The sequence below is a fragment of the Streptomyces sp. PL-29 genome (genome assembly GCF_058344425.1).
In genome coordinates, this window is the sequence record NZ_CP136996.1 from 1,151,639 (window position 1) to 1,178,334 (window position 26,696).

Consider the following 26,696-nt stretch of genomic DNA (forward strand, 5'->3'; position numbering starts at 1 on the left):
TGTGAGCCGCATGGTGCCTTCCTACGGGACCGTGGTCCCGCCGAGGTGCGGGCGCACGTCCTCGGGGGCGGGATGCACCCGGTCGGGTCACAGTGGAAGGGTCGGAACAGGTCCCGGGGCGTCCGGGCCGAGCAGCGGTGGAGGGTCCATGACGGCGACGACGCGGGACGAGGCGCCCGTCGTGCTGGAAGGCGGCGGGCTGGAGGTGCGGATGCGGGAGATCGGTGGCGACCTGACCGTCGGGTTCTTCCGCCTCCCGGAGGGCGCCGATCTCACGGAGGCCGTCAAGGGGCTCCCCGGCGACATGTGCCCGTGCCCGCACTGGGGCTACCTCCTCAAGGGCCGGCTGCTGATGCGGACCGCCGACGGCGAGGAGGTGTACGAGGAGGGGCAGGCCTTCTACTGGGGCCCCGGGCACATCCCGGTGGCGCTGACCGACACGGAGTACGTCGACTTCTCGCCGACCGCCGAGTTCCAGCGCGTCCTGGAGCACGTCAGGGGGCGGGCGGGCTGAGGGCGGCCGGGGCCGCGCGACGGGTCGCGGTGGCGGGAGCGGGTCTTCGGTGGATGGCGGTCGCGCCGCCGGTCAGCGCAAGCGCCGATCCGCCGTGCCGGTGGGCGATGAGCTCGGCGGCGATGGCCAGGGCGGTCTCCTCGGGGGTGGCGCCCCCGAGGTCGAGGCCGATGGGTGAGCGCAGCCTGGCCAGGGCGGAGTCCGTCACCCCTTCCGCGCGCAGGCGCCTGGCACGTTCGGCGTGGGTGCGCCGGGATCCCATGGCGCCCACGTAGCCCAGCGGCAGCCGCAGGGCCAGCTCCAGCAGCGGTACGTCGAACTTGGCGTCGTGGGTGAGGACGCAGACGGCGGTACGGGCGTCCAGCCGGCCCGCCTCCCACTGCGCGGCCAGATGGCGGTGCGGCCAGTCGACGACGACCTCGTCGGCGTCGGGGAAGCGCGCCGGGGTCGCGAAGACGGGCCGGGCGTCGCAGACCGTGACCCGGTGGCCGAGGAAGGCGCCGATCCGGGCCAGGGCGGCGGCGAAGTCGATCGCCCCGTAGACGAGGAGCCGGGGCGGTTCGGCGGCGGACTCGACGAGCAGCCTCAGCGGCTCGCCGCAGACCCCGTCGGCGGTGGCGAGCTCGGTGGTGCCGGTACGGCCGGCGAGCAGCAGGGCGTGGGCCCGGCCTGCGGCGGCGCGGTCGAGGGCGGCGCCGCCGGCCAGTCCGCCCTGGTAGGAGCCGTCGGCGCGGACGGCGAGCGCCCGACCGAGCTGTCGGGGCGGGCCGGACACCACACGGGCGAGCGCGGCGCGGGTCCCGTCCGCGGCGGCGTCGAGGACCGCGCCGAGTACGGGCCGCACCGGGTCGCGGCCGCGCACCGGGGTGACGAGGACGTCGAGGACTCCGCCGCAGGTCAGGCCCACGGCGAAGGCGTCGTCATCGCTGTAGCCGAAGCGGTGCAGGCCGCCCCGGCCGGTGGCGATCGCGTCCAGGCAGAGCTCGTGGACGGCGGATTCCACGCAGCCTCCGGACAGGGAGCCGAGCGCGGTGCCCCGGTCGTCGACGGCGAGCGAGGCACCGGGGCCGCGCGGCGCGCTGCCGCTGACGGCGACCACGGTGGCCAGGGCGAATTCCCGGCGTCCGGCGCACCACGCGCGTAGCTCCTCGGCGATGTCGAGCATCAGCGGATGTACTCGCGGCGCGGGGTCTGTCCGGGCAGGTGCGGGGGCAGCATGTCCGGGGTGGCCGGGCGTGCTGCGGGGGGCCGGGTGGCGGCTGCGGGACGTGCGGGACCGGGGTACCGGTCGTCGGCGTGCGGGCGTGCGCCGAGGAGTTTCGCGGCGTGGGCGACGCTCGCCAGGGTGGCGTGGTGGTGCCAGCCGCGGAAGGAGCGGCCTTCGAAGTCGCGGATGCCGACCGGTTCGCAGGTCTCGGTGAAGTCCAGGGAGACCCGGTCGGTCAGTTTGGCGAGCAGGAAGAGCTGGGCGAGCGGCCGGTCCCCGATGTTGGTGATCCAGAACTCGGAGGGGAGCAGGCCCGCTTCGGTCCAGGCCCCGACCAGCAGCAGCGGGGTGGGCGGGGAGGGCGCGGGACGGTCCTCGCACGGGGTGGCGACGATCGGGGCCGAGGTCAGCAGGGTCACCGCTCCCTCGGACCGGCCGTGCCGGGTCCACTCCACGACGCGGCGCTGAGAGCGCAGGGAGTCGATGAGTTCGCGTGCGGGTGCGGTGTACGGGCCGGGTTTGTGCCGGCCCGCACCGCCGAAGGAGACGGGCAGCGAGCCGTCGACCTTGAAGACGAAGGGGATGTCCTGGAGGGCGAAGGAGTCGACGCTCCGCGGCAGATCGCAGTTGGCGACCTCCATCACCACGGGCCGGCGCTGGAGTTGCCAGGTGGCGGCCATCCGCTGGACGGCGTGTACCGCGTCCTGGGCGGGGGTGAGGGAGCGGGCGGTGTCCGGGATGCCGGCCCGCCGGCGGCGCATGAGTTCGCTGGTCCAGGGTCCGGGGAGGGTGAGGGTCCATTCGACCGGGAAGCTGGCTTCGCTGGAGGCGAGCCAGATCCCGCTGGCCTGCTGGCAGTTGGCGGTGCGGCCGAGCTGGGGGACGAACTGCCGGCCGACACCGACCGAGCGGTCCCCGGCCTTCTCTATGACCATGGGCTGGAGCACCCAGGCCAGGGGGCGCTGCGCAGTGCGTTCGAGGTGCTGGGCGAGGGAGCGCCGGACGGGCGTCCAGTCCCAGGGGGACTTGCTGATGAACTGCTGGAGGCTCTGCTCGACCGAACTCGCCCCCGTTCCGGCGATGTTACGGATTGTTTTCTTCCCGTTGGTCCGCACGAGGCCGTTCAGATAAACGCGGGCCCAGTTTCGCTGGTCCCGCCGGGGTAAGGACTCAAAGAGAAGAGAGATCATGACATCGATCAATTCGGAGACTTCCTTGACGGAATCCTCCGGCAGGACTGCGCGAGCCATCTGGGCCTCCCCCGCGACCAGCTAGATCCAATACCCTACTTGACCGCGAAGAACGGCCGTAGGCCCCTGCGGCTACTTCCTGAGGTCGCTGGCAGATTCGAGCCGCTCTTCCTCTACCACGAGGGGGATGGGGATCTGGTTCGCCGCATAGTAGATCGCGATCAGGAAGTGTGCGACAAGCGTGAGCGGTGCCGAGAAGAAGGCCAGGACGACCGTGCACGGATAGGCGATGGCACCGAGGCCGAAACGCACCCTGGTGGCCCGCGCCCCGTCCCTGTCCACCTGCTCGTGGAAGAGGTGCCCGACCCGGGTGACGTACCACCAGAACAGCAGGAACGCCAAGGCGTAGGCCACGGTGACGAGACTGTAGAGGACCGCGGCCGGGTTCGCGTCACTGCCCTCGGTGAGGTGCTCGGCGAGCACGTTGGTGGTGTACGGGATCACCGATACCACCATCAGCACCATGAGATTCAGGAACAACAGCGGACGGTCGACCCGCTTGAGGTGACTGAAGATGGTGTGGTGGTTCACCCACATCACACCGATGATGAGGAAGCTCACCACATAGGCGGCGTAATGGGGCCACTGTTCACGGACCCCGTGCCAGAAGTCCGAACCGGTTTCTTCCGGAACCTTTAATTCCAGGACGAGGATTGTAATGATGATGGCGAATACGCCGTCACTGAATGCCTCGACCCGCCCGGTCTCATTTTCCATGACCTCCCCTTTACCGTTTCCCGGCGTGCGCACCGCGGTCCGCACATACGGGGAGAGCGCGTTCACCCGCTCTCCCCGCACACGCTACCCAGATTTCCGGCCTCAGCTGCCGAATCCGGCGGTCTGGCGCCAGATTCGGCCATCGCGGACCACGAGTGTCCCGAATGCGTGCTCCGGTTCACCGTTCAGGTTCATGATCGCCCGATAGAAGATGGTGTCCTCGGTCTCGACGTACTCCTGAAGTTCCACCAGCGTCGGCTTCACGCTGAGGTAGCCGGTGAAGGTCTCACGCACCGCTTCGATGCCCACCGAGACGCCCTCGAACCGCAACAGCACGGCGTCGTCGGTGTAGTTCTTCATCACCGCCTCGATGTCCAAGGCGGCCAGCGCCTCCATCTGGCGGACGAACACCGGGTGCAGTGTGGAGATGTCGTACGTGGCCATGTCGACTCCGTTTCACTGGGGAGAGGTGCCTTCGGTAGGTGCGGTTTCCACTGCGGTATCGGGTTTCTGTGCAGGTGAGACGCAGGATTGTGCGCTGCCTGCGAAGGGCAGCCGCACGACCATCCGGGTCTCGCCGGGACGCGAGCGGGCGGTGAGCGACCCGCGGTGGCGCTGAGTCACGATGCGATAGCTGAGGTGCAGCCCCAGGCCCGTGCCCTTGCCCACATCCTTGGTCGTGTAGAAGGGCTCGAAGATCCGCGGCAGGGACTCCTCGGGAATGCCCCGCCCGGTGTCGGCAACCTCCACGACCATGCAGACGCCCTCGGACCGGGCGCTCAGCGTCAGCACGCCGGCACCTTCCATGGCCTCGACGGCGTTGTCGACCAGGTTGGTCCACACCTGGTTCAACTCGCTGGGATAGCCCGTCAGTTCGGGAAGATCCGGATCGTACGCACGCACGATGCTGATGCCGTCGAGCTTGGCACGCAGCACCACCAGCGTGTTCTCCAGCCCCTCGGTCACCGAGAAGCGCTGTTCGGGCGCCCGGTCGAGATTGGCGTAATCCCGGGTGGCGGAAACAAGTTGGGAGATCCTGGGGCCTGCGGCCCGCAGCTCGGCCGCGAGCGACCGGATCTCCAGCAGCGCCGCCAGGTGGTCGAGGGCGCGGGGCAGCGCCTCCTTGCCGACCCCCTCGATCCGCTCCAGGAGCCAGCCCAGTTCCCGTCCCAGATCGGAGACGCCCGATCCCAGCAGGCCGGGGCGTTCGGCTCCGGCCTCGTCGGCCCAGTCGGCGATCTCCTCCTCGGCGTCGGCCTGGGCCAGCGGATCGGTGGTGACCGGTGGCGGCAGTCCGTCCAGTTCCGCGGTGAGCCGGTCGAGGACCGAACGTTCGGCGGCGGTGGCGGCCGCACCCCAGTCCTGTGCGGTCCGGGTGAGCCGGTCCAGGGCCGGGGCCAGTTCCTGCGCGGCCCGGGCCACGGCGGCCGCCGGGTTGTTCAGCTCGTGCGCGAGCCCGGCGGCAAGGGTGCCGAGCGCCTCCACGGTGGCCCGTTTGCGGGCCTGCACCTCGGAGGACTTGATGCGCCAGGCCAGCACGGGGATCAGTACGGCGGCCACCCCGTGGCAGCGCGTGAGCATCTCGAAGAAGACCGCCTTGGGGTACGCCACCACCGTGGTCGCCGGCCCGCTCGCGGCGGCGGTCGCCACGTACGCGCCGTCCGTCAGCAGCGGCAGCTCGCCGGTGAACCGGTGGGCTGCCGGGGGTTTGCCGTCGTGGTCCTCGGCCGCGGCGCTCTCCTCCTCGGTGGAATGCCGGGTGAGCACCTCCTCCCGGCCGTCGACGACCTTGGTGACGACGAGCCCGCCCGAGAGCAGCACGTGGAAGCCGGTGGCCTCCTCGCCGTCCCGGAAGAGCACCTCCCCGTCGGCGAGGAGCTGCGGCCGGGACACCGACACCAGCCAGTCGAGCTGGTCCTCGGTGATCCCCGCGAAGACCTCGAGTCCGCGCAGGGCGGAGCGCAGCTCCGGTGCGGTCATGTGCGGTGCGGTCATGTGCGGTGCGGTCGGGTCCGGTGTGCTCATGCGGTGCTCCCCTCGGCCTTGGTGCGGGCGGCCAGGCGCAGGGTGGCCAGCAGGGCCACCGCGCACACCGCGGCGACGGCGGCCATGAAACCGACCGAGGTGCGGTGCAGCCCGTGGATGTTGGTGAGCATCCCGGCGAGCACGGCCGGCACGCTCATCGCGAGGTACGCGAAGACGTATACGGCGGCGGTCAGTTCGCCGCGGTGGGCCGGATCGGCCAGCCCGCTCAGCGCCCGGAAGGCGCCGAGGAAGGCGGCTCCCCAGCCGCTGCCGAGGACGGCCGTGGCCGCCAGGAACAGGGGAGCCGAGCCCAGGCCCAGTGCAAGCAGCACGAGCGCGAGACCGGTGAGCAGGCCGAGCAGCCCGAGCACGGCGGTGCGCAGCGCCGCGGTGCGGCCGAGCAGGAGCTGGGCGGCGGTGGCGGCGCCGGCGAGCAGTGCGACGGTGGCCCCGCCGACGAGGTAGTTCGTGGACCGGAGCAGGGACAGGGCCAGGTGCGGGCCGAGGGAGAGGTAGAAGCCGCCCACGGACCAGACGGCGACGATGGTCAGCACGAGGACCAGGAAGCGGCCCCGAGCGCCGGCCGGTACGTGGATCCGGTGCGGGACCACCCGCAGTCGGCCGCCGGCGCCGGGAGCGCTCTCTCGCATGCGGACGACCCCCACCAGCGTCACGGCGAAGGCCCCGATGAGCAGCAGGTAGCTCAGGACGGTCGGTGCGGGCGCGTACTGGACGAGCAGTCCGGCACCGATCCCGCCGAGCCCGATGCCCACGGTCGGGCCGGCACTGTTGACCTGGGCGCCGAGGGCGGGCCGCGCAACCGGGCTGAGTTCCAGCAGGGCCGCGCCCATCGCGCCGGTGGCCAGTCCCACGGCGAGCCCCTGCACGGCGCGGGCCACGAGGAGCAGCCCGAGCCCTTGTGCCCCGGCGAAGCAGGCCATCGAGACGATCGCCAGGACCAGCCCGGCGGCGAGGACGGGGCGCCGGCCCAGGGTGTCGGAGAGGGACCCGAAGAGCAGCAGCCCGGTCAGCACGGTGACGGCGTACAGGGCGAAGACGACCGTGATCGTGCCGGAGGACAGGTCCCACTTCTGCTGGTAGAGCACGTAGAGGGCGGAGGGTACGGAGGAGGAGAGCATCAGCAGGACGAGGACGGCACCCACCACCCAGAAGCCGGAGCCTCTGGGCGCGCCGGCCGCGTGGGCGGCTGGGTGCACGGTTGCCCCCGTGGTCGTTTCGGACGGATCGGCCACTGCTTCACTCAACTCCCCCGTGTCGGGCCCGGCGGGCCCCGTGGTCGGCCGGTCAGGTGCGGGCCCGCTCGGCCCTCTGCAGCGCGCGGGCGGTGAGGACCCCCGCGAGGTGGCCGAGGTATTCGGCCGAGGTGCCGCGCCCGGGGACGAACAGCTCCCGGGGTTCGGCGCGGAAGGCGGCGAGGACGGCTTCGGTGCTGTACGGGCCCCCGCGCAGCCGGTCTTCGACCCCGCGCAGGCGCAGGGGCCGGGGGGTGGCCGCGGTGACGGCGATGCGGGGCCCGTCGGGGGTGATCCGTGCGGCCGTGGCGCAGACCGGGTAGCGGGTGGCCCGGTCGGCGGACTTCTCGAAGGCGGCGGCCGGGCCGGCTGCGGGCACCAGCAGTGCGGTGAGGATCTGGCCGGCGGGCGCGGTACCGGCGGCGAATTCCTCGGCCGGGACGGTGGTGCGCCCGCCGGGGCCGGCCAGTTCGACGACGGCGTCGGCGGCGAGGGCGGCGACCGGCAGGTCGGTGGACCGCCCGGCGGCGACGAGGTTGCCGCCGACGGTGCCGAGGTTGCGGACCTGGGGGTCGCCGTTGGAACGGGCCGCGGCGGCCAGTTCCGGTGCTTCGGCGAGGACCAGCGCATCGGCGGCGAGGTCGGCGAGCGTGGTGAGGGCCCCGATGCGCAGCTGCCGTCCGTCGGAGGTGCGGGCGGTGCCGCGCAGCTCGGCCAGCTGCCGGATGTCGACGAGCAGGCGGGCGCTGTCGGCTCCGGCGCGCAGGTCGGGCAGCAGGCTCTGGCCGCCGGCCAGGACCCGGGCGCCCCGGACGTCGGACAGCAGGGCCAGTGCCTCGTCGAGGCCATTGGGGCGGGCGTAGTCGAACTCGGTGAGGATCACTGGGATTCCCCTCTCAGGTGGCGCCAGACCTTCTCGGGGGTGAGCGGCATGTCGATGTGGCGGACGCCCAGGTCGCGGAGGGCGTCGACGACGGCGTTGACGACGGCGGCCGCCGGCGGCACGGTGGCGATCTCCCCCGCGCCCTTGGCACCGAGCGGGTTATGCGGGCTGGGCGTGACGGTCTTGTCGAGCGCGAAGAACGGCGCGTCGGCCGCGCGCGGGAGGGCGTAGTGGCCGAGGTCCGAGCTGATCAGCCGGCCGTTCTCGTCGTATTCGGCGGCTTCCATGAGGGCCTGGCCGAGACCGTGGACGATGCTGCCCTCGATCTGCCCCTGGACGATCTTCGGGTTGCCGATGTTGCCGGCGTCGTCGACGGCGGTGTAGGCGACCACCTCGGTCTCACCGGTCAGTTCGTCGATCTCGACGACGGCGACGTGCGTGCCGAAGGGGTAGTTGAAGTCCGGCGGGTCGAAGTGAGTGGTCTCGTCCAGGGCCGGCTCGATCTCCGGGGGCAGGCCCCAGCCGTACCACATGGCCATCGCGAGTTCGGCGAAGGTCTTGGTGTTCTCCGGGTTGCCCTCCTCGTGGATCGCGCCGCCCTCGTATACGACCTTGTCCTCGGGCACGCCCAGGAAGACGGCGCCGGCCCGGACCAGTTTGGCCTTGAGCTTGCGGGCGGTGAGGACCACCGCGGGCGCGGCCATGCTGTAGGAGCGGGAGCCGTAGGTGCCCTGGCCGTACGGGGCCTTCTGCGTGTCGCCCTCGTGGACCTGGACGGTCGTGGGGTCGATGCCGAGCTCGTCGGCGGCGACCTGGGCGAAGATCGTCCCGTGGCTCTGGCCGGTGGAGGCCGAACCGACGGTGACGGTGACCTCGCCGGTGGGGTGGATGCGGATGTTGGCGCTCTCCCAGGTGCCGCCGAGCATGCCCTCCTGCGACATTCGGGTGGAGGGGCCGACGCCGCAGATCGCGACGTAGGTGGCGATGCCGACGCCGAGGCGCTTGCCGCGGGTACGGGCCTCGGCCCTGCGGGCGGGCATGTCGCCGTATCCGGACAGCTCGATGGCCTTGTCGAAGTTGAGCCGGTAGTTCCCGGAGTCGTAGGTCCAGCCGAGGCCGTTGTCGTACGGGAACTTCTCCTCCGGCACCAGGTTCTTGCGCCGCACCGCCGCCGGGTCCATGCCGATCTCGTCGGCGTACCGGTCGACGAGCCGCTCCATGAGGAAGGCGGCCTCGGCGCGTCCGCTGCCGCGCTGGGCGCCGAGGGAGACGGTGTTGGTGAAGGCGGCGTACACCTCGCAGAAGGCGGCGCCGATGTCGTACATCCCGCTGATGGAACGGCCCATCAGGGCGGTGGCGACGCCGGGGCCGATCGTCGAGGGGTACGCGCCGAGGTTGGCGTAGCTGGTGCAGCGCACGGCGGTGATGCGGCCGTCGCGGGTGCCGGCGAGGGTGACGTGCTGGCGGTGGTCGCGGCCCTGGACGGTGGAGCTCATCAGGCCGGTGCGGGTGTCCACCCATTTCACGGGGCGGCCGAGCGCCTTGGAGAGCAGCAGCACCAGGGGCATGTCGGGGTAGAGGTACCCCTTGGTGCCGAAGCTGCCGCCGACGGTGGGGGCGATCACCCGGAGTTTGTTGAAGGGGATGCCGAGGACCAGGGCGGCGAGCAGGAAGCGGTGGTTGTGCGGGCCCTGGGTGGAGGCGTAGAGGGTGTACTCGCCGGTGGCCGGGTCGTAGTCGCCGACCGCGCCGCGCGGCTCGATCGGACTGTTGATGGTGCGCTGGTTGACCAGGTCGAGTTCGACGGTGACCTCGGCGGCGGCGATGGCCGCGTCGGTGCGGTCCTTGTCGCCGCAGGTCCAGTAGGCGTTGAGGTTGCCCGGGACGGCCTCGTGGAGCTGGGGCGCGCCGTCGGCGAGGGCCTCGTCGGCACGGGTGACGACGGGCAGCGGCTCGTACTCGACGTGGATGGCGGCCAGCGCCGCGGCGGCCTGCCGCGGGGTCTCGGCGACGACCACGGCGACGGGATCTCCAACGTGGCGGACGGTGTCGCCGGTCAGGACCGGGCGGGCGCCGGGGAGTCCGTAGGGGTGCGGCGGGAAGTGGCTCTCGACCCCGCCGGGGATCCAGATGCAGGGCAGCGGCATGACGTCGGTGAAGTCGGCCGCGGTGGCCACCTTCAGCACGCCGGGCAGCTGCTCGGCCGCCTTGGTCTCGATGGAGAGGATCTTCGCGTGCGCCACCGGACTGCCCAGGATGGCCATGTGCGCGGTGCCCGGCAGGTCGATGTCCGCGACGTACGTGGCTTCGCCGCGCAGTAGCTGCGGATCCTCGCGGCTGTCCAGCGGCTGCCCGAGCACTCCACCCCGGCCGGCCGGGGCGTCCCCCGTCACTGTGGTCATGTCCCTCACACCTCCGGTACGGCTGCGGTGGATGCGGCGGAGCCGGCGGGCACCTCGTCGCGGGAGGCGGCGCAGGCGCGCTGCACCCCTCGTACGACGCTGTGGTAGCCGGTGCAGCGGCACAGGTTGCCGGTGAGCCACTCGCGGATCTCGGGCTCGGTGGGGGCCGGGCCGTCGGCGGTGGCGTCCACGAGCTCGCCGAGCGCCATGACCATTCCGGGGGTGCAGAAGCCGCACTGGGTGCCGTGCTCCTGGCGCAGGGCCTCCTGCAGTCCGGACAGTTCCCCGCCCCGGGCGGTGACGCCTTCGATGGTGGCGACCTCGCCGCCGGCGGCGGAGGCGGTGAGGACCAGGCAGCTCTTGACGGACCGGCCGTCGAGGCGGACCACGCAGGAGCCGCACTGGCCGGTGTCGCAGCCGACCTTGGTGCCGGTCAGGCCGAGGCCGTCGCGGAGCCTTTCCACGAGCAGTTCGTTCGGCTGCGCCGAGAACTGCTCGGGTCTTCCGTTCACGTTCAGTGTGATGTCCATGCCAGCGCCTGCGCTTCCGTGAGCGGCCGGTTGAAGAGGGGCCCGCCGGGCTGCTGGAGAATTCCCCCGGAGTGCAGCGGACCGGTGTCGACGGGCGCGAATCCGAGATCCGTGATGATTCCCGCGACGATTTCCTTCGCCTTCTTGTCGTCGCCGGCGGTGAAATGCGCCAGGCGCTCTCCGGGTGCGGTTCCCGCGACGGCGAGGGTTTCGAAATGCATGGTGTTCAGCGATTTCACGACCTGGGCCGCCGGGTACCACTCGGCGACCAGGTCGCTGGAGCCGCGCCCACCGAGGTCGGCGGGCGCGCCGGGGCCGCCGAACGCGTTCGTCGCGTCCACCAGCACCTTGTCCTGCACGACGTGCGGCGGGAGCAATCCCCGGACCCGCTCGAAGGGCACCATCAGCACCAGGAGTTCGGCCTGGGCGGCGGCCTCGGCGGGGTGCGCCGCCGAGGCCGCCGGTCCCAGCTCGGCCACGAGCGGGCCGAGGGTCTGCGGGCCACGGGCGTTGGCGAGGACCACGTGGTGGCCCGCCGCCACGAGGATCCTCGCGAGGACCGTGCCGATCCGCCCGGTGCCGATGATGCCTGTCCGCATTGACGCTCCTCGGGAAGGGGTGCTGTCCGTGTCCGGTCGGGCCTTCTCAGTCCATGCCGATCCAGACCGACTTGGTCTGGGTGTAGCTCTCCAGGGATTCGGGGCCGCACTCGCGCCCGAATCCGGAGGCCTTGTAGCCGCCGTAGGGCACCGCGGGGTCGTACTGGTTGTAGCAGTTGACCCAGACCGTGCCGGCCTTGATCTGCGAGGCGACACGGTGGGCGCGGCGCAGGTCCTTGGTGTGGACGCCGGCGGCCAGGCCGTACGCGCTGTCGTTGGCGATGCGCACGGCGTCCTCCTCCGTGTCGAAGGGGATGATCGACAGGACCGGGCCGAAGATCTCCTCCTGGGCGATGCGCATCCCGTTGTCGACGCCGGTGAAGACGGTCGGGAGGAAGTACAGTCCCTCGGCGGAGGCGCCCTCGGGAGTCCACCCGGTGCCGCCGGTCCGCAGCACCGCCCCCTCCTTCTCGCCGATCTCGATGTACGAGCTGACCTTGTCGAACTGGCCGCGGTGGGCGAGGGGGCCGAAGAGCGTGGCCGGGTCGCGGGGGTCGCCGGGCCGGAGGGCGGCTGCCCGGCTCACAAGGCGTTCCACCAGCTCGTCGTGGATGGGGCGCTGGAGCAGCAGCCGGGATCCGGCGGTGCAGATCTCGCCCTTGTTGTAGTAGATGCCGAAGAAGGCGAGTTCCTCGGCGGTGTCGAGGTCGGCGTCGGCGAAGACGATGTTGGCGGACTTGCCGCCGAGCTCCATCGTGACCTTCTTCAGGGTGCCGGCCGCCCTGCGGATGATCGACTGGCCGACGACGGTCGAGCCGGTGAAGGCGATCTTGTCGATGCCGGGGTGGTCGGTGAGCGTCTCCCCCAGCTCCACGCCGGGGCCGGTGACCACGTTCAACACCCCGTCGGGGATCTCCGCTTCCTGGAAGAGCTCGGCGATCTTCAGCGCGGTGAGGGGGGTGGCCGGGGAGGGCTTGTGGACGACCGTGTTGCCCGCCGCCAGTGCCGGCGCGATCTTCGTCATCGACAGCAGCAGCGGAAAGTTGAACGGGGTGATCGCGCAGACCACACCGAGCGGTTCGCGCAGGGTGTAGGCGAGCTGACCGCCGGCCGGGGCGCGCGAGGAGCCGTCGACGCGGGTCACCGCCCCGGCGTAGTAGTGCATGAGCTGGGCGGCCATGGGGGCGTCGACCGTGCTGGAGAAGGCGAACGGCTTGCCCATGTCCATGGTCTCCAGCAGGGCGATCTCCTCCAGGTCGCGCTCGATGAGCTCACCGACCCGGTTCAGCCGCAGTGCCCGCTCCTGGGCGGACAGTCTGCTCCACGGACCTTCCTCGTACGCCGTGCGGGCGGCGGCGACGGCTGCGTCGGCGTCGGCCGCGGCGGCCTGCGCGACGGGCACGATCTCCTGTCCGTCGACGGGGCTGACGTCCGGCTCGGTCCGGCCGTCCCGGGCCGGTACCCACGTGCCGCCGATGAAGAGCTTCCCGGGGTTGGCGAGGGGCGGGCCGCTCAGCTCACGCTTGGTCATGGCTGCCTTCCGGTGTCGGATGCGGGGCGGGGGAGGGTGTGTCCGGCGGATCCGGGCCCGGCCCTGATCCGCCGGACACCTCCTAGCCCTTCGCGAGCTGGCTTAAGAACGTCTCCGCGAGGGCCTTGGAGGAGTACGGGTTCTGGCCGGTCGTCAGCTTGCGGTCGACGACCACGTGCGAGTCCCAGATCGCGTCCGCCTTCTCGTAGCGGGCGCCGAGTCGGGTCAGCTCGACCTCCAGGATCAGCGGGAGCCGGCCGGCCATGTTGGTGACGAGTTCCTCGTCGTGCGAGAAGGCCGTCATCCGGTAGCCCTCGAACGGCCAGCGGCCTTCGCCGTCGCGCAGCGCGAGGAGCGAGGTGTGGCCGTGGCAGACGGTCGCGAGGGGCTTGTCCTGGGCGATGACCCAGCGCAGGATCTGGGCGAGTTCGTCGGACTTGGGCAGGTCGCCGATCGCACCGTGGCCGCCGCTGACGTAGACGCCGTCGTAGTCGGCGACGTCCTTCTCGGTGAGGGACTCCAGCGCCAGCGGGGCTCGCAGCTGGGGGGTGTTCTCGATGACGCGGACGTACTCGGCGGCGTTGGCCGCGTCCTCGTCGGGGGAACCCTGGGGGCGGACCCACTGGAGGAACTGCGGGTCGATGCTCGTCTGGTCGACCGTAGGAGCGCGACCCCCGATCGTCGCCACGTCCACGTCGTGGCCGGCCGCCTTGAAGAGTGAAAAGGGAACGACAAATTCCTCTGCCCAGAATCCCGAGGGATGCTGTTCGCCGTCCAGCAGGTGCAGGGTCGCCTTGGCCGTCATGACGACGAGAATCTTCATGATTCTCTCCTTGTTCTGGATTCGCTGCCGATTCAACACGCCCCCCGCAGGGGGCGTAAGGGGGCGACGTCAGGCCCGCGATACTTCGTCACGTGCGTCCAACGCCGAGATGATGGTGCGGAATTCACCGACCAGGGGGTGGTCGGGGTGGGCTTCTGCGAATATGCGCTCCCCGTACAGGGAGGCCATTTCCGGCGAATAGGGAAGAATCCCGGCCACGGGCGCACCGTAGACCTCCTCGGAGCGCCGCCGGGCGGAGTCCCGGTCGATGCCGGCGGGTGCCATGCTCAGTACCAGGGCCCGGCGGCAGGCCAGGCGCCCGGCGAGGGCGATGGTCTCCTCGACCCCGGAGAGGTCGATCCGGTCGGCCCGCGCCATGATGATCAACACGTCGGCGCTCGCCATTGCCGTCACCGACTCGTTGTTGAGCCCGGCGTGGGTGTCGAGCAGCAGCACGTCCAGCGCGTAGTGCTCGGCCAGCCGGTCGAAGCCCTCCGGCAGCAGGCCCACGTCGTAGCCGCCGGCCATGAGTTCCCGCAGGGCCGCCGTCCCGGTCCGGGCCGGTACGACGTACAACCCTGGCACGCCGGCCGGTTGGGCGGCGGCCTCGATCTCGCAGCGGCCGAGGAGGTAGTCGGCCAGGGAGGGTCCGGGGCCGAGCCGGAACAGCAGGTCCAGAGTGGGTGACTGGATGTCGGTGTCCACCACCCCCACCCGGCGTCCCCCGGCCGCGAGGAGCAGCGCGAGGTTGGCCAGGACCGAGGACTTCCCGGTGCCGCCGCGGTGCGAGTGCACCACGATCGTGCGGGCCATCTCTAGGCCACCACCCGATGCCCGGGCCCGTCCGCGTACGGCCCCCGCGCCGTACGCGGCCGGTGCAGGGCGAGCATGGTGACATCGTCGTGCTGCTCGGCGGTGCCGGTGTGCTCGCGCACCGCCAGGTCCATCCGGTCGACGAGGTCCTTGCCGCTCGCCAGTGGCCCGGCGAGCAGTTGCAGCATGCGTTCGTCGCCGAGGAAGCTGCCGTTCGGGCAGCGGGCCTCGGGCACTCCGTCGGTGAACACGAACAGGGTGTCGCCCGGATCCAACTGGGCATAGCCGAGCGTGTAGACGCAGTCGGGCAGGACCCCGACGGCCGGCCCGGTGATGTCCAGGGCGGCGGGCGGGCTGCCGTCCGCGGGCCGCAGCAGGGGCGGGTTGTGGCCGCCGTTGATGTAGACGAGGCTTCCGGTGAGCGGGTCCAGCACGCCGAAGAACAGGGTCGCGAAGTAGCCCTGCCTCAGGTGGTTGCTGGTGAGGTAGCCGTTGGTGGCCGTGACCGCGTTGAGCAGTGGTGTGGCGCCGACGACCGGGATCCGCCGGCTGCCGCCGGCCCGGCCCGCGGCGACCAGGTGCTGGAGTCCGCTGTTCTGCGCGGTGTGGCGGAGCAGGGAGCGGATGAGCGCCATGAAGAGCGCGGCTCCGACCCCCTTGTCGCAGACGTCGGCGACGACGAAGGCCAGCCGGCGGCCGCGGGAGATCTCGAAGACGTCGTAGAAGTCCCCGGCGACCTGCCGGGCGGGCCGGAAGCGGACGTCGATCTCCCAGCCGTCGGGGACGGGCAGGGATTCGGGCAGGAATCCTGCCTGGATCTCCCGGCCGATCTCCAGTTCCTTCTCGTAGCCCATGAGTTCGGCGCGGGCGTCGGCCTCGCGCAGGGTGCGGCCGAGTCCGGCGCGCTCCGAGCAGCTGTGCAGCCGGGCCCCGACGAGGGCGGGCAGGAAGGGTGGTACGAGGTAGTCGTGCCCGATCCGGACGTGCTCCTCTAGGGCGGCGAACTCCGTCACGGTCCAGACGACCACGATGGGAGCCCCGGCCCAGCGGCGCAGCCGGCGTACGGCCATCCGTACGGCGTCCCCGTCGGACTCCGCCGGGGCGAGCAGCACGTCCGCGACGGGCAGCAGCTCCAGCGGGCCTTCGCGCAGCTCCGTCAGCGTGCGGGTGACGAGGCGGGCGTCCATCGTCCGCAGGGCGTCGAGCAGTTCGGGCGGCGGTGCCGGGTGCGCGTCGAGGATGATCACGGTCGTGGAGGGCATGGATGCGTCCCCTCAGCCTTCACAGTCAGCGTGCTGATGTTGCGGCCGTCCCGGTAGGTGTAGGCGAACTCGTCCACGCTGGTCAGGGCGAGGTGGATGCCGAGGCCGCCGATCCGCCGGTCCTGCGGGGGTACCCCGGGGCACGGCGGCAGACGGCCTTCGACGGGATCGAAGGCCGGGGCGCAGTCCTCAAGGGTGATCTGCACCCCGCCCGGACCGGAGCGGCCGCGGACGGTGATCCGTCCGTCGCCGCCCCGGTACCCGTGCATCACGATGTTCGTGGCCAGTTCGTCGACGGCCAGCCGGAGCCGGTAGGAGGCTCGTTTGCCGAGCCCGGCCCGGCCGGCCAGCCGCAGGACGAACGCGGCGACGTCGCCCAGTGCCCCCACCGTCGCGGGCACTTCCAGGACCGCGGGCGTCCTCGCCAGCTCGACCATGTCACTCACGGTCGTCACTCATCGGAGAGGACGATGCTGCGGTCGAGGCCTGCCGTCCGGATGGTCCGGGAGACGGGCTCGATGGCACCGACTACCTTGATGGTGACGTCGTCGGCGACCTTCTGCTGGGCGAAGACCAGGGAGCGCAGTCCGGCGCTGGCCATGTAGCCGACGCCGGCCATCCTGATCTCGACCGTGGTGGTGCCGTGTCCGGCAGCCTTCTCGATCGTCCGGTGGAAGTCCGGCGCGGTCTTGGCGTCCAGCTCGCCCGACAGTTCGATCACGGTGGTGTCGCCCTCGATGCTCAGGGACACGGAAAGCGGCATGTCTGGTCTCCTTCGGTCAGGGCGTGTCGGATTCGTCGGGGTCGTTCGTACGGCCCACCAGGATCACCACCGACCGCGGGCCGATCAGGTACTTGCCGGCGTTGTCCAGCTCCGGCTCGGTCCCGGGGGTGCGGATGTCGTGCGGTGCCTCGGCCCCGGTGTCGGCGAACAGGTGCCAGCTGCGTCCGCCGGGCAGGGCGGGCAGCTCCAGGTCGTGCGGCTCCCAGTGTGAGTTCATGGCCACGTAGACCACGTCGTCGTCGCCGGCGCCGCAGCGGGCGACCGCCACCAGCCGACTGTCCGCCGACCAGTCGGGCTGCCAGGCCCGCTCGCCGTGCCAGCTGATGTCCGGCAGGCCAAGGGTGTCCCGGACCCGTCCGGTGGGGTGGCAGGTGGAGCGGAGCTCGCGGTGGCGCTTGCGGAAGGCGATCATCTCGCGGGTGAAGCGGAGCAGTTCGGCGTTGTCGTCGACCTGGTCCCAGTCGAACCAGGACAGTTCGTTGTCCTGGCAGTAGGTGTTGTTGTTGCCCTGCTGGGTCCTGCCGACCTCGTCGCCGGAGAGCAGCATCGGGATGCCCTGGCTGGTGAGGAGGATGGCGAGGGCGTTCTTCATCTGCCGGGTGCGCAGGGCGTTGATCTGCGGGTCGTCGGTGGGGCCCTCGGCGCCGCAGTTCCAGCTGTTGTTGTCGTTGGCGCCGTCGTTGTTGCCCTCGCCGTTGGCCTCGTTGTGCTTGTCGTTGTAGGAGACCAGGTCGGCGAGGGAGAAGCCGTCGTGTGCGGTCAGGAAGTTGACGGAGGCGGCGGTGCCGCGGCTGGAGTAGAGGTCGGGTGAGCCGGCGATGCGGGTGGCCAGTTCGCCGGTGACCCCGGGGTCGCCCTTGAGGAAGCGGCGCACGGTGTCGCGGTACTTGCCGTTCCACTCCGCCCAGCGGCCGTACGCCGGGAAGTTGCCGACCTCGTAGAGGCCGCCGGCGTCCCAGGCCTCGGCGATGAGCTTGGTGTGCCGGAGCACCGGGTCGTAGGCGAGCAGCTCCAGGAGCGGCGGGTTGGGCAGCGGGGTGCCGTCCAGGGACCGGCCCAGGATGGCGGCGAGGTCGAAGCGGAATCCGTCGATGTGGTAGTCGGCTACCCAGTGGCGCAGGCAGTCGAGGACGAAGTTGCGCACGACGGGGTGGTTGCAGTTGACCGTGTTGCCGGTGCCGCTGAAGTTGAAGTAGTACCCCTCGGGCGTGAGCATGTAGTAGGTGGCGTTGTCGAGCCCCTTGAAGGAGATCGTCGGCCCTTGCTCGTTGCCCTCGGCGGTGTGGTTGAAGACGACGTCGAGGATGACCTCGATACCGGCCGCGTGCAGGTCCTTGATCAGCGTGCGGAACTCGTCGCCCTGCATCCCGTAGCGTCCGGTGGCCGCGTATCCGGCCTTGGGCGCGAAGAAGGAGACGGTGTTGTAGCCCCAGTAGTCGAAGAGCTTCTCGCCCGTCTCCGGGTTGGAGCGCGGATTGTCGCTCTCGTCGAACTCGAACACCGGCAACAGCTCGATGCAGTTGACCCCGAGTTCCTTCAGGTACGGGATCTTCTCGCGCAGCCCCGCGAACGTACCCGGCGCGGTGACCCCCGAGTTGGGGTGCCGGGTGAAGCCGCGGACGTGGGCCTCGTAGACGACCAGGTCCTCGGCGGGGATGCCCAGCGGGGTGTCGTCGCCCCAGTCGAAGTCCTGGAGGCAGACGCGGGAGCGGTACTGGTAGCCACGGCTGCGGTCCGGCTCCACGCCCCACACGTCACGGCCCGCGATCAGCCGGGCGTAGGGGTCGGAGAGGACCTGGCGGGCGTCGAAACGGTGGCCGGTGACCGGGTCGTAGGGGCCGTCGGCCCGGTACCCGTACTCGATGTTCTCGTGGTCGAGGCCGAAGACGGTCATGGCGAACACGCTGCCGGTGCGGAATTCCTCGGGGAACTCCAGTTCGGCCATCGGCTCGGGCTCTCCGCGCTTGTAGACGACCAGGGTCATGGAGGTGGCCTGGTCGGAGAAGACGGAGAAGCTCACCCCGCCGGGGACCACGTTGGCCCCGAAGGGGAACGGTTTGCCCGCGCGGACGCGGTACCCGCCCACCTCATGGGTCGGGTACGCGTCGACGCGCAGCACCTGCTCGGAGCGGGTCTCGCTCATCGCGCGGCCTTGGCCTTGGCAGCCGCCGCGGCGGCCTCGCCGGTCTCGAAGAAGTCGAGGAAGCCGGTGGCCGACATGACGAACCGAACTTCCTCGCTCACCCCGTAGAGGGTGACGGCCACGCCGGCGTGCTGGGCCTCGCGGTAGACGACGAGCAGGGTGCGCAGGCCCGCGCTGGAGACGTAGGTCACCGCCGTGAGGTCGATCCGCAGCGGCTTGCCCTCGCGGACCAGCGGCAGCAGGGACTCCAGCAGCGTGCCGGAGGTCTCGCTGTTGATCTCGCCGGTGGCGACGAGCACGGTGCCCGTCTTGTTCCGGCGTTCCTTGACGTTGAGAGTCATTGCCTTCCCCTCTGGTTGGGGCGCCCCCCGTTGAGCGCTACTTCGCGGCCGTCGGCCGCAGCCGGACCTTGACCTTGACCCGGCTCTGGACGTCGGGGAGGCGCACGGTGAGCGCCTCCGCGTCGAAGTCGGTGTAGGGCTTCTCGTCGATCTCCACGGACGCGATCCGCACCGAGCCGGCGGGCAGCAGGTCGGGCGAGACGCGCAGGACGCGGCCGGGCAGGCCGGTCGGGTCGGGCTGGAAGTGGAAGTCCATCTCCCGGCCGTTGACGAGCAGGTTGTTGTAGACGGCGGCGAGGTAGCAGAGCTCCGCCGAGTGGTACATGGACATCGAGTGGCTGCCCTTGAGCCGCTCGGTGCCGAGCAGGTACGGCGTGCCGCTGGCGAGCACGTTGAAATAGACGGCGCCCTCGTCGTGGTCGAGGAAGAAGGTGTTGTAGAAGGCCTGGGCCTGCCGGGCCTCGCGCAGGTTCGCCTCGCCACCGACCGTGCCGTTCAGGATGAGGTAGGCGAGGATCGCCTGCTCCTGCTGCCACCAGGCCTTGCGGTCGTGCCAGGCGAAACGATACGTCTCCTGGTCACCCTCCTTCACCCGCTCCACGACGTCGTACCAGCCGCCCCGCTGCACGTCGCTGCCGACGGCCGGCATGATCTCGCCGATCTTCCTGGCGAGCTCCTCGTAGGCCGGCTTGGCCTTCAGCGAGTTCATCCGCATCAGGTTCCAGGCGATCTTCAGGTTGTGACCGACGACCGCGCGGTCCTGCTGCCAGCTGTGCGCCTTGTCGTGGGACCAGTCGCGGAAGAAGCGCTCCTGGACGAAGGGGCTGTTCTTGTAGTCGGGGAACTTGTCCGCGATCGTGTCGAAGGTGTACTCGAGGAAGTCGGCGTACTTCTGCTCGCCCGTCGCCAGGTACAGGTTGATCAGGTAGGCCGGGGCGTGGTCTCCGACCGAGTTCCAGTTCTTGCGCTCGGCGTTCTCGCCCAGGGACTCGTGGTCCGCGCTGAAGAGGATCGGGTCGATGTGGGAGTAGTAGCCGCCCTGCTCCGGGTCGAAGAAGAACTTGTCGAACAGCCGGATCGTGGCGTCCGCGTCGTTCTTGATCCGGACGTCGCCGGTGACCCGGTAGGTCTGGATGGGGCCGGCCAACGCGTAGATCTGCTCGTACATCGGGATCGCGTCGTAGTCGTCGGAGAACTCCGAGGTGAACAGCTTGCGCTCGCTGTCCCCGTCGACGCTGATGCCGTGGTACCAGAAGACCACGTCCTCCTCGCTGTCCACGACCCGCATGTGCTTGCGCAGGTACTCGGTGCCGCGCTCGGCGACCTCCAGGTACTCGTCCTTGCCGGTCAGCAGGTAGGCCGAGGCCATGCCGTACACCAGCCGGGAGATCGTGTCGGTCTCCTGGACGTGGCTGGCGGTCTTGTCACCGCCGAGCCGGATCTCGGTGCGGTAGTCGGTGAAGTCCACCGGTCCGTCGCCGAACTGCGCCCGTCGGTAGAAGTCGGCCAGCGACTCGATCTGCTTGATCCACCAGCTGCCCTCCTCGAACCGGTAGTCCTCGGCGCTGCGGCCCAGGAACACCAGGCGCTTGGCGTCGAAGCGGCCGCCGTGCTCGGGGTAGTGGACGCCGTAGACGAAGAGGAACCGGCCCGGCGAGAGCATCTCGTCGATGTGCCCGGAGGCGTCGATGTAGGGCTCGTCCAGGTTGCGGACCAGCTCGGCGCTGGGGCCGCCGGCCAGCGAGACGTCGCACTCGCGGCCGTCCGAGGTCTTCAGCCGCAGCACGCGCGTACCGGAGTCGAAGCGGACGACGTAGCCCGCGATGGTGTCGGAGAAGGAGAAGCTCACGGCGTCCGCCATGTCATGCACCGTCCTTGTCGTGAGTGCTGTCGTCCTCGTATCCCTGGCTCACTTCGACGATCACCCCGTCGGGGTCGCGGACCCACACGGTCCGCCAGCCGCAGATGAAGTCGTCGAAGTCCAGCGGGCCCAGGGTCACTTCCGCCGCGTCGCCCAGATCGGCCAGGAACGCGTCCACGCTGTCGGTCTGGAACGCCAGGTGGCGCATCCGGCCCGGGGCCTGCGGCCCGTCTCCGCCGGCTGCGGCCGGGGGGAGCCCCGGGGCCGTGCGGTCCGGCCCGGCATCCGCTGCGAAGAGCTCCAGGTACGCGTCGCCCTTGCGCAGGAACACGATCTGCGACTCCCCGAGGTCGACCACCCGGGCCCGGGAGAAGCCGAAGTACCGGGTGTAGAAGTCCTCGGTGGTCTTCTGGTCCACGCAGTTCAGGCCCACGTGCGACCACACCATCGGCCGGTCCGCGGCCCCCGGCATCAGGAGGCACCCCCCAGCGGTGGCCGGGGGACGGCCCCCCGGCCCCGGCCGGCCGCGATCAGCTCGATGAGCCGGCGGGCGAACAGGTGGTGGTGGGCCCCGGTGCGGCCGGTGACCAGGTCGCCGTCGACCACGACGTCCTCGTCGACGTACTCCCCGCCCATGTTGCGGACGTCGCCGATCAGGTTGTTGTGGCAGACCACCTTGCGGCCGCGGATCTTCCCGGGGATGGAGGAAGCCAGCCACATGCCGTGGCAGATGATCCCCTTGAGGATCGTCGGCTCCTCGAACGCCCGGCGCAGCAGCTCGGTCGCCGGGGCGAGGACGTCGACGTCCTCGGTGTAGCGCAGCCGGTCGGCCACCATGCCCGAGGGCACGATGACCGCCGCGTACCGGCGCAGCTCCTCGTCGCTCAGTCCCTCCAGGGACCGGTCGACGGTGAACGGGGCCCGGTACTCGTGCCCGGTGAAGGTGATGGAGTCGTTGCCCCACAGCCGGGTCAGGAAGTCGACCTCGGCGCCCTCCTCGGCGAACCGGTGCTGGTAGTAGAAGATCTCGGGCTCGTAGTAGTCGCTCTCGACCAGGACCGCGATCCGGGTCCCGGACAGGGCACCCTCACGCAGGACGGCATCAGGCACGGGAGGTCCCCCTCAGGAAGTCCGCCGCGCGCTCGGCGATCATCGCGATGGCGGCGTGGCAGTTGCCCGACGGGACGGCGGGCATCACGCTGGCGTCCACGACGCGCAGGTTGCGCACGCCGTGCACCCGCAGCTGCGGATCGACGACGGCGAGGTCGTCGATGCCCATGCGGCAGGAGCCGGACTGGTGGTGGTAGCTCTCCGACTTCTGCTTCACGAAGGTCCGCAGGTCGTCGTCGCTGACGTGGCCGGGGCCGGGCTGCAGCTCCTGCTTGTACCAGGGCGAGAAGGCCGAGGTCGCGAAGATCTCCCGGGCGATCTTGACGCCCTGCACCATGCGCTCCAGGTCCCACCGGTCGCCCAGGTAGTTCGGGTTGATCAGCGGGTGGGCCAGTGGGTCGGCGCTCGCCAGCCTGATCCAGCCGCGCGAGACCGGGCGCACCACCCCGGGCAGGATGCTCACCGTGTTCGGGTGGTCCCTGCCGACGATCACGTCGAACGGCACGTGGACGAAGGCGATCTGCAGGTCGGGGGCGGGCAGTCCCGGCTGCGAGGACAGGAACAGAGCGCTCTCCGACAGGTTCTGCGCCGGCGGCGGGAGTTCCTGGGTGACCTCGGCCATCAGACCGGTCAGGACGTGGTTGTGGAAGTTCTCGCCGACCCCGGGCAGGGCCGCGGTGACCTCGATGCCGTGCTCGCGCAGCTGCTCGGGGTGGCCGATGCCGGAGAGCAGCAGCAGCTTCGGCGACTCGATCGCCCCGGCGGCCACGACCACCTCGCGCCGGGCCCGTACGGTGTGCGGCCCGGGCGCGGCGGGACTGCTGTGGCCGTCCCGGACGGTCCGACCGGGGAACTCCGCGGGCGCCTGGAGCTGCACGTACTCGACGCCCGTGCAGGTGTCGCCGTCGACGAGGAGCCGGGTGCTCTGCGCGTTGGTGCGCAGGGTCAGGTTCGGCCGGTCGAGGGCGGGCTCCAGATAGGCCGCCAGGGTGCCCTGGCGGCGCCCGTCGGCCACGTCGATGTGGTGCCAGCCGGTGCCGAAGAGCCCGCGCCGGGGCCCGTCGGTGTTGAAGTCGGCGATCTCCTCGTGGCCGAGCTCGACGGCCGCGTCGATGAAGGCGCGGGAGACCGGGTTGGGGCCGTGCAGCCCGGCGTTGGTGATCCGCTGCGGACCGCGGGTCCCGGTGGTCGCGGCGGTGGCGTCCTCCTGGCCCTCCAGCAGGGCGAAGTACGGCAGCACGTCCTCGTGGGCCCAGCCGGCCGCACCCTGGTAGGCCCAGTTGTCGAAGTCCGAGGCGTGGCCGCGGATGTGCATCATGATGTAGAGGTTGCTGCTGCCGCCGGGGGCCTTGCCGCGCGGCTCGTAGGTACGGCGGCCGTCGAGCCCGGGCTGCGGCGTGCTGGTGTAGCCCCAGTCCACGGGCCCGCCGAGGAGCTTGTACCAGGAGGACGGGTCGTCGACCTCGGGCGGGATCCGGGAGCCGCCCGCCTCCAGGACGAGGACGGAGACGTCCGGGTCCTCGGAGAGCCGGTTGGCCAGCACGCTGCCCGCGGTGCCCGATCCCACGACGACGTAGTCGTACTCTTCCACGCTCACGCCTCCCTCCTCAGTCCTGGCTCAGGGCCTGGAAGGGAACCGTGTCGTGGTAGTTCGCCATGTAGGCGATCTTTCCGTCCACGATCCGGAAGAAGTTCATGACCTCGGCCTCGATGGGCTCTCCGGAGGCGCTGACCGCGGTCAGGTGGGAGACGGCCGCGGCCTTCTCGCCGTCGACGAGGAAGTGCACGGGCTCGTTGCGGAACACCCGGTACATCGTCCCCATGCCCTTCATCATCGAGCGGAGCACCTCCAGGCCCTCGATGTGGCCGGCGAGCTGCTCGTCCATGACCTGGTCATCGGCGAACAGGTCGCACCAGCGCTCCCAGTCCCCGGCATTGGCGTACTCGTAGTACTTCTGCAGGATCTGTCGTGCGTCCATCGCGCTCATCCCCCTATCGGTCTCTGCGGGTTCCGTCCGGCGCGAACGGCGCCCAGAACTGGCTGAAGGCGGTCGCCGAGTCCCCGAAGAGCCCGTCGCGGCCCTCGACGATCCGGCCGTCGGCCCACCGCATGAAATGGAAGACCGGGTAGTCCATCCGCTCGTACGGGGACCCGCTCGCCTCGGCCGCGCCGGCCCGCAGGGCGACGTTGCGGCACACGTCGGCCGAGCAGTCCGGGCCGACCAGCACCGCCTCCAGGTCCATCCGGAAGGTGCCCCCCGTGAGCTTGTGGGTCTGCCCCATCAGCTCCAGGAAGGCGTCCAGGCTCTCGTACCAGCCGGCCAGGGGGTGGTTGCCCGGCACCAGCCAGCGCAGGTCCTCGGAGTAGTACTGCAGGATCCGCTCCCGGTCGCCGGAGCCGAGGGCGGCGTAGGCCTCCCGGACCCGCTCGGGTGTCACTTCGGTCATCGTCGGTCCTCCTTCACCGCGGTCACAGGGAGCCGGAGCCGGGCATCGGAGCCAGGTCGTTGACGGTGTACTGCTTGATCAGCGGTCCATCGGGGCCGGCGACCACGGTCCAGGTCTGGTCGGCGTCGAAGCCCAGCCACTGGCTGCGGGCGGCCGGCGGGTCCCAGATCTTGGCCTGCCAGTTGACGAGGACCCGGACCACCGCCCGGTCGCCCTCGATGACCGGTTCCACCTTCGTGACCGTGTGCACCTCGTCGAAGAAGCGGTGGGTGACGGCCTCGTACCAGCGGCCGAATCCCTCGTGTCCGAGGAAGGTGTCCTCGGGGACCTTGAACTCCAGGTCCTCGGTGATCAGGGCGAGCACGTCGGCCGGAGCCGCGTGCTGGTCCAGCGCCACGTACCAGTGCTCGGCGAAACTGCGGATCGCGTCCTCGGTCAGCTGCCGCTCGGCGGGCATGCGGTCTCCTCCTGCTTCCGTTTCCGTGCTGGATGACTGGTCGGGTCGGTCGGACTGCAGTGGGCTCCGCGGTCAGATCTGCACGTCGACGAGGAACGGTCCGGGGTGGGACAGCATCCGGCCCACCGCGGCGACCGCCTCGTCCGGCTTCTCCACCCGCATCCCGCCGGCGCCCAGCGAGCGCGCCAGCCCCGCGAAGTCGATCTCGGGGTGCGAGAGGTCGAAGGAGTTCGGGAAGCCGTGCTCCGGGATGTCCCGCTCCCGCCAGTACTGGGCGATGTTGTCGTCCAGCAGCCGGTACTTGCGGTTGTTGCAGACGACGAACTTGGCGTCGATCCCGTGCCGGGCCGCGGTCCACAGCGCCTGGTAGGTGTACATGGAACCGCCGTCGCCGGCGAAACCCACGACGAGCCGGTCCGGGCGGGCCAGCTTGGCGCCGACGGCCCCCGGGAAGCCCACGCCCAGCGATCCGCCCCGGGTGAGGTGGTAGTCACCGGGGCGTTCCGCCGGCAGGTAGCGGGTGACGAGCGGCGAGGTCGTCAGCGCCTCGTCGAAGACGATCAGGTCCCCGCCGGTGCGCTCGGCCAGGGTCCGCAGGAAGACGGCCATCGGCGTGCCGTCGTCCTGGGTGGCCGCGTCCGCCCCCCGGGACTGTTCCCGGGTCCGTACATCGAGCCGGGCGGCCGCGGCGGCCCGCCGCTGGGGCGTCAGCTGCCGCTCCAGTACGCCGGCCAGCGCCCGCAGCGCCTGCCGGGGGTCCGCGGCGAGGCCCAGGTCGACCGGGTGATTCTTGGCGATCTCATAGGCGTTGAGGTCGATGTGGACGACCTTCGCGCCGGCCCGGAAGGGGCTCTCCAGCTCGGGGAACACCTCCGGGAAGACATAGGTGCCGACGATCAGCACCCCGTCGGCGTCCGCGACCAGCTCCTTGCTGTGCGGACCGAACATGTGCCCGGTCTGGCCGCGCCGCAGCGGGTGCGAGGCCGCGATGTTCACCTCGGAGGAGTCGACCTCGTACACGTCGGCGCCCAGCAGCTCGGCGACGGCGGCGAGCTCGCGCTGCGCCCCGGAGAGCGCCACCCCGTCCCCGACCAGCACGACCGGCCGCTCGGCGGAGGCGAGCAGCTCGGCCGCCCGGCCGACCGACGCCGGCGAGGGCGCCACGTCCGTGAGCGGGACCGTGGCCGGCAGGACGGGCTCGGAGTTGAGCTCGTCCAGCACGTCCATCGGCAGCGCCACGAACACGGGCCCGCGGGGCGGGGTGAGCGCGATCTTCACGGCCCTCCGGACGGTGCGCAGCACCGAGCGCGGATCGGTGACGCGGGTCGCGTACTTGGTCACCGGCCTGGCCATCGCCACCAGGTCGGACGCCATCTGCGCGTCCATGGCGTCGTAGCGCACCCCGGCGTCGCCGGCGACGACGACGAGCGGCGTGTGGCCGCGCAGCGACTGGTAGAGCATCCCGATGCCGTTGCCGAGGCCCACCCCGGAGTGCAGCTGGAGCAGGGCCGCGCCGCCGGTCGCGCGGGCGTACCCGTCGGCGATGCCGGCGGCCACGGTCTCCTGGAGGGCGAGGACGTAGCGGAAGTCGTCCGCCGCGTCCACCGCGTCGAGGAATCCCTGTTCCACCGTCCCCGGATTTCCGAACATCACCTTCAGGCCGTCGGCCTTGAACTGCTCGATCAGCCTTTCCCGTCCGGGAGTGGCTTCCATGAATTCCCCCTCGACCATCCGAATTCCCTG

At 70.9% G+C, this 26,696-nt stretch carries 27 protein-coding genes; 1 reads left to right on the plus strand and 26 read right to left on the minus strand.

Annotated features, from left to right (window positions below; translation table 11 throughout):
- Positions 1-148 precede the first annotated feature (148 nt).
- Positions 149-514 carry a cupin domain-containing protein gene (locus R4Z63_RS05195; protein WP_384456226.1) on the plus strand — a complete coding sequence of 122 codons (366 nt, stop codon included), beginning with the start codon at positions 149-151 and terminating at the stop codon, positions 512-514.
- Here the strand turns inward: R4Z63_RS05195 and R4Z63_RS05200 are convergent.
- The 26 genes from R4Z63_RS05200 to R4Z63_RS05325 form a co-directional block, all read right to left on the minus strand.
- Positions 495-1,679, minus strand: a complete 1,185-nt coding sequence (locus R4Z63_RS05200) for an XdhC family protein (RefSeq protein WP_052031167.1) — start codon at positions 1,677-1,679, stop codon at positions 495-497. The two genes, R4Z63_RS05195 and R4Z63_RS05200, sit on opposite strands and share 20 nt — an antisense overlap.
- Positions 1,679-2,971, minus strand: a complete 1,293-nt coding sequence (locus R4Z63_RS05205; RefSeq protein ID WP_384582655.1) for an IS701 family transposase — start codon at positions 2,969-2,971, stop codon at positions 1,679-1,681. The genes R4Z63_RS05200 and R4Z63_RS05205 overlap by 1 nt, the downstream gene beginning before the upstream one ends.
- A gap of 72 nt (positions 2,972-3,043) precedes the next feature.
- Complete coding sequence (locus tag R4Z63_RS05210; protein WP_236647783.1) at positions 3,044-3,754, minus strand: TMEM175 family protein; 711 nt, start codon at positions 3,752-3,754, stop codon at positions 3,044-3,046.
- A gap of 36 nt (positions 3,755-3,790) precedes the next feature.
- Positions 3,791-4,132 (minus strand): nuclear transport factor 2 family protein, encoded by a 342-nt coding sequence (locus tag R4Z63_RS05215; protein WP_037926212.1) that lies wholly within the window; start codon positions 4,130-4,132, stop codon positions 3,791-3,793.
- A 12-nt stretch (positions 4,133-4,144) separates the two neighbouring features.
- Positions 4,145-5,713 (minus strand): ATP-binding protein, encoded by a 1,569-nt coding sequence (locus R4Z63_RS05220; RefSeq protein WP_384456222.1) that lies wholly within the window; start codon positions 5,711-5,713, stop codon positions 4,145-4,147.
- Positions 5,710-6,930, minus strand: a complete 1,221-nt coding sequence (locus tag R4Z63_RS05225; RefSeq protein WP_384456219.1) for an MFS transporter — start codon at positions 6,928-6,930, stop codon at positions 5,710-5,712. Before R4Z63_RS05225 ends, R4Z63_RS05220 begins: the two co-directional genes overlap by 4 nt.
- 88 nt (positions 6,931-7,018) lie before the next feature.
- A complete protein-coding gene (locus R4Z63_RS05230) occupies positions 7,019-7,849 on the minus strand; it encodes an FAD binding domain-containing protein (protein ID WP_384456217.1) in 831 nt (276 codons plus the stop codon).
- Positions 7,846-10,251 (minus strand): xanthine dehydrogenase family protein molybdopterin-binding subunit, encoded by a 2,406-nt coding sequence (locus R4Z63_RS05235; RefSeq protein WP_384456214.1) that lies wholly within the window; start codon positions 10,249-10,251, stop codon positions 7,846-7,848. The genes R4Z63_RS05230 and R4Z63_RS05235 overlap by 4 nt, the downstream gene beginning before the upstream one ends.
- 5 nt (positions 10,252-10,256) lie before the next feature.
- Complete coding sequence (locus R4Z63_RS05240; RefSeq protein ID WP_037926209.1) at positions 10,257-10,781, minus strand: (2Fe-2S)-binding protein; 525 nt, start codon at positions 10,779-10,781, stop codon at positions 10,257-10,259.
- The gene (locus tag R4Z63_RS05245) at positions 10,766-11,380 is read right to left on the minus strand and encodes an NADPH-dependent F420 reductase (protein ID WP_037926207.1); all 615 of its coding nucleotides are present in this window, start codon (positions 11,378-11,380) and stop codon (positions 10,766-10,768) included. Before R4Z63_RS05245 ends, R4Z63_RS05240 begins: the two co-directional genes overlap by 16 nt.
- 46 nt (positions 11,381-11,426) lie before the next feature.
- On the minus strand, positions 11,427-12,911 hold the full coding sequence (locus tag R4Z63_RS05250; RefSeq protein WP_037926205.1) for an aldehyde dehydrogenase family protein: 1,485 nt from the start codon (positions 12,909-12,911) through the stop codon (positions 11,427-11,429).
- 82 nt (positions 12,912-12,993) lie between these two features.
- Positions 12,994-13,734 carry a type 1 glutamine amidotransferase domain-containing protein gene (locus R4Z63_RS05255; protein ID WP_052031161.1) on the minus strand — a complete coding sequence of 247 codons (741 nt, stop codon included), beginning with the start codon at positions 13,732-13,734 and terminating at the stop codon, positions 12,994-12,996.
- Between the two features lie 69 nt (positions 13,735-13,803).
- A complete protein-coding gene (locus tag R4Z63_RS05260) occupies positions 13,804-14,547 on the minus strand; it encodes a MinD/ParA family ATP-binding protein (RefSeq protein WP_037926202.1) in 744 nt (247 codons plus the stop codon).
- 2 nt (positions 14,548-14,549) lie between these two features.
- On the minus strand, positions 14,550-15,809 hold the full coding sequence (locus R4Z63_RS05265; RefSeq protein WP_052031160.1) for a PP2C family protein-serine/threonine phosphatase: 1,260 nt from the start codon (positions 15,807-15,809) through the stop codon (positions 14,550-14,552).
- Entirely contained in the window at positions 15,791-16,246 is a 456-nt protein-coding gene (locus R4Z63_RS05270; RefSeq protein WP_037926199.1) for an ATP-binding protein, read from the minus strand. The genes R4Z63_RS05265 and R4Z63_RS05270 overlap by 19 nt, the downstream gene beginning before the upstream one ends.
- A 14-nt stretch (positions 16,247-16,260) precedes the next feature.
- Positions 16,261-16,572 carry an STAS domain-containing protein gene (locus R4Z63_RS05275; protein WP_030964503.1) on the minus strand — a complete coding sequence of 104 codons (312 nt, stop codon included), beginning with the start codon at positions 16,570-16,572 and terminating at the stop codon, positions 16,261-16,263.
- A gap of 16 nt (positions 16,573-16,588) precedes the next feature.
- Positions 16,589-18,736: a glycogen debranching protein GlgX gene (gene glgX, locus R4Z63_RS05280; protein WP_236647781.1), complete on the minus strand. Its 2,148-nt coding sequence runs from the start codon at positions 18,734-18,736 to the stop codon at positions 16,589-16,591.
- Positions 18,733-19,077, minus strand: a complete 345-nt coding sequence (locus R4Z63_RS05285; RefSeq protein ID WP_037926195.1) for an STAS domain-containing protein — start codon at positions 19,075-19,077, stop codon at positions 18,733-18,735. Before R4Z63_RS05285 ends, glgX begins: the two co-directional genes overlap by 4 nt.
- A gap of 37 nt (positions 19,078-19,114) precedes the next feature.
- A complete protein-coding gene (locus R4Z63_RS05290; protein WP_037926192.1) occupies positions 19,115-20,938 on the minus strand; it encodes an AGE family epimerase/isomerase in 1,824 nt (607 codons plus the stop codon).
- Between the two features lies 1 nt (position 20,939).
- The gene (locus R4Z63_RS05295; RefSeq protein ID WP_384453694.1) at positions 20,940-21,410 is read right to left on the minus strand and encodes a VOC family protein; all 471 of its coding nucleotides are present in this window, start codon (positions 21,408-21,410) and stop codon (positions 20,940-20,942) included.
- Positions 21,410-22,048 (minus strand): DJ-1/PfpI family protein, encoded by a 639-nt coding sequence (locus R4Z63_RS05300; protein WP_384453691.1) that lies wholly within the window; start codon positions 22,046-22,048, stop codon positions 21,410-21,412. Before R4Z63_RS05300 ends, R4Z63_RS05295 begins: the two co-directional genes overlap by 1 nt.
- Positions 22,041-23,645, minus strand: coding sequence for a GMC family oxidoreductase (locus R4Z63_RS05305; protein WP_037926189.1), 1,605 nt, complete (start codon positions 23,643-23,645; stop codon positions 22,041-22,043). The genes R4Z63_RS05300 and R4Z63_RS05305 overlap by 8 nt, the downstream gene beginning before the upstream one ends.
- Before the next feature lie 10 nt (positions 23,646-23,655).
- Positions 23,656-24,027: a nuclear transport factor 2 family protein gene (locus R4Z63_RS05310; RefSeq protein ID WP_384453688.1), complete on the minus strand. Its 372-nt coding sequence runs from the start codon at positions 24,025-24,027 to the stop codon at positions 23,656-23,658.
- A gap of 13 nt (positions 24,028-24,040) precedes the next feature.
- Entirely contained in the window at positions 24,041-24,496 is a 456-nt protein-coding gene (locus R4Z63_RS05315) for a nuclear transport factor 2 family protein (protein ID WP_037926185.1), read from the minus strand.
- 22 nt (positions 24,497-24,518) lie between these two features.
- Entirely contained in the window at positions 24,519-24,953 is a 435-nt protein-coding gene (locus R4Z63_RS05320; RefSeq protein WP_037926183.1) for a nuclear transport factor 2 family protein, read from the minus strand.
- Positions 24,954-25,025: 72 nt separating this feature from the next.
- On the minus strand, positions 25,026-26,666 hold the full coding sequence (locus tag R4Z63_RS05325) for a thiamine pyrophosphate-binding protein (protein ID WP_384453683.1): 1,641 nt from the start codon (positions 26,664-26,666) through the stop codon (positions 25,026-25,028).
- Positions 26,667-26,696 lie beyond the last annotated feature (30 nt).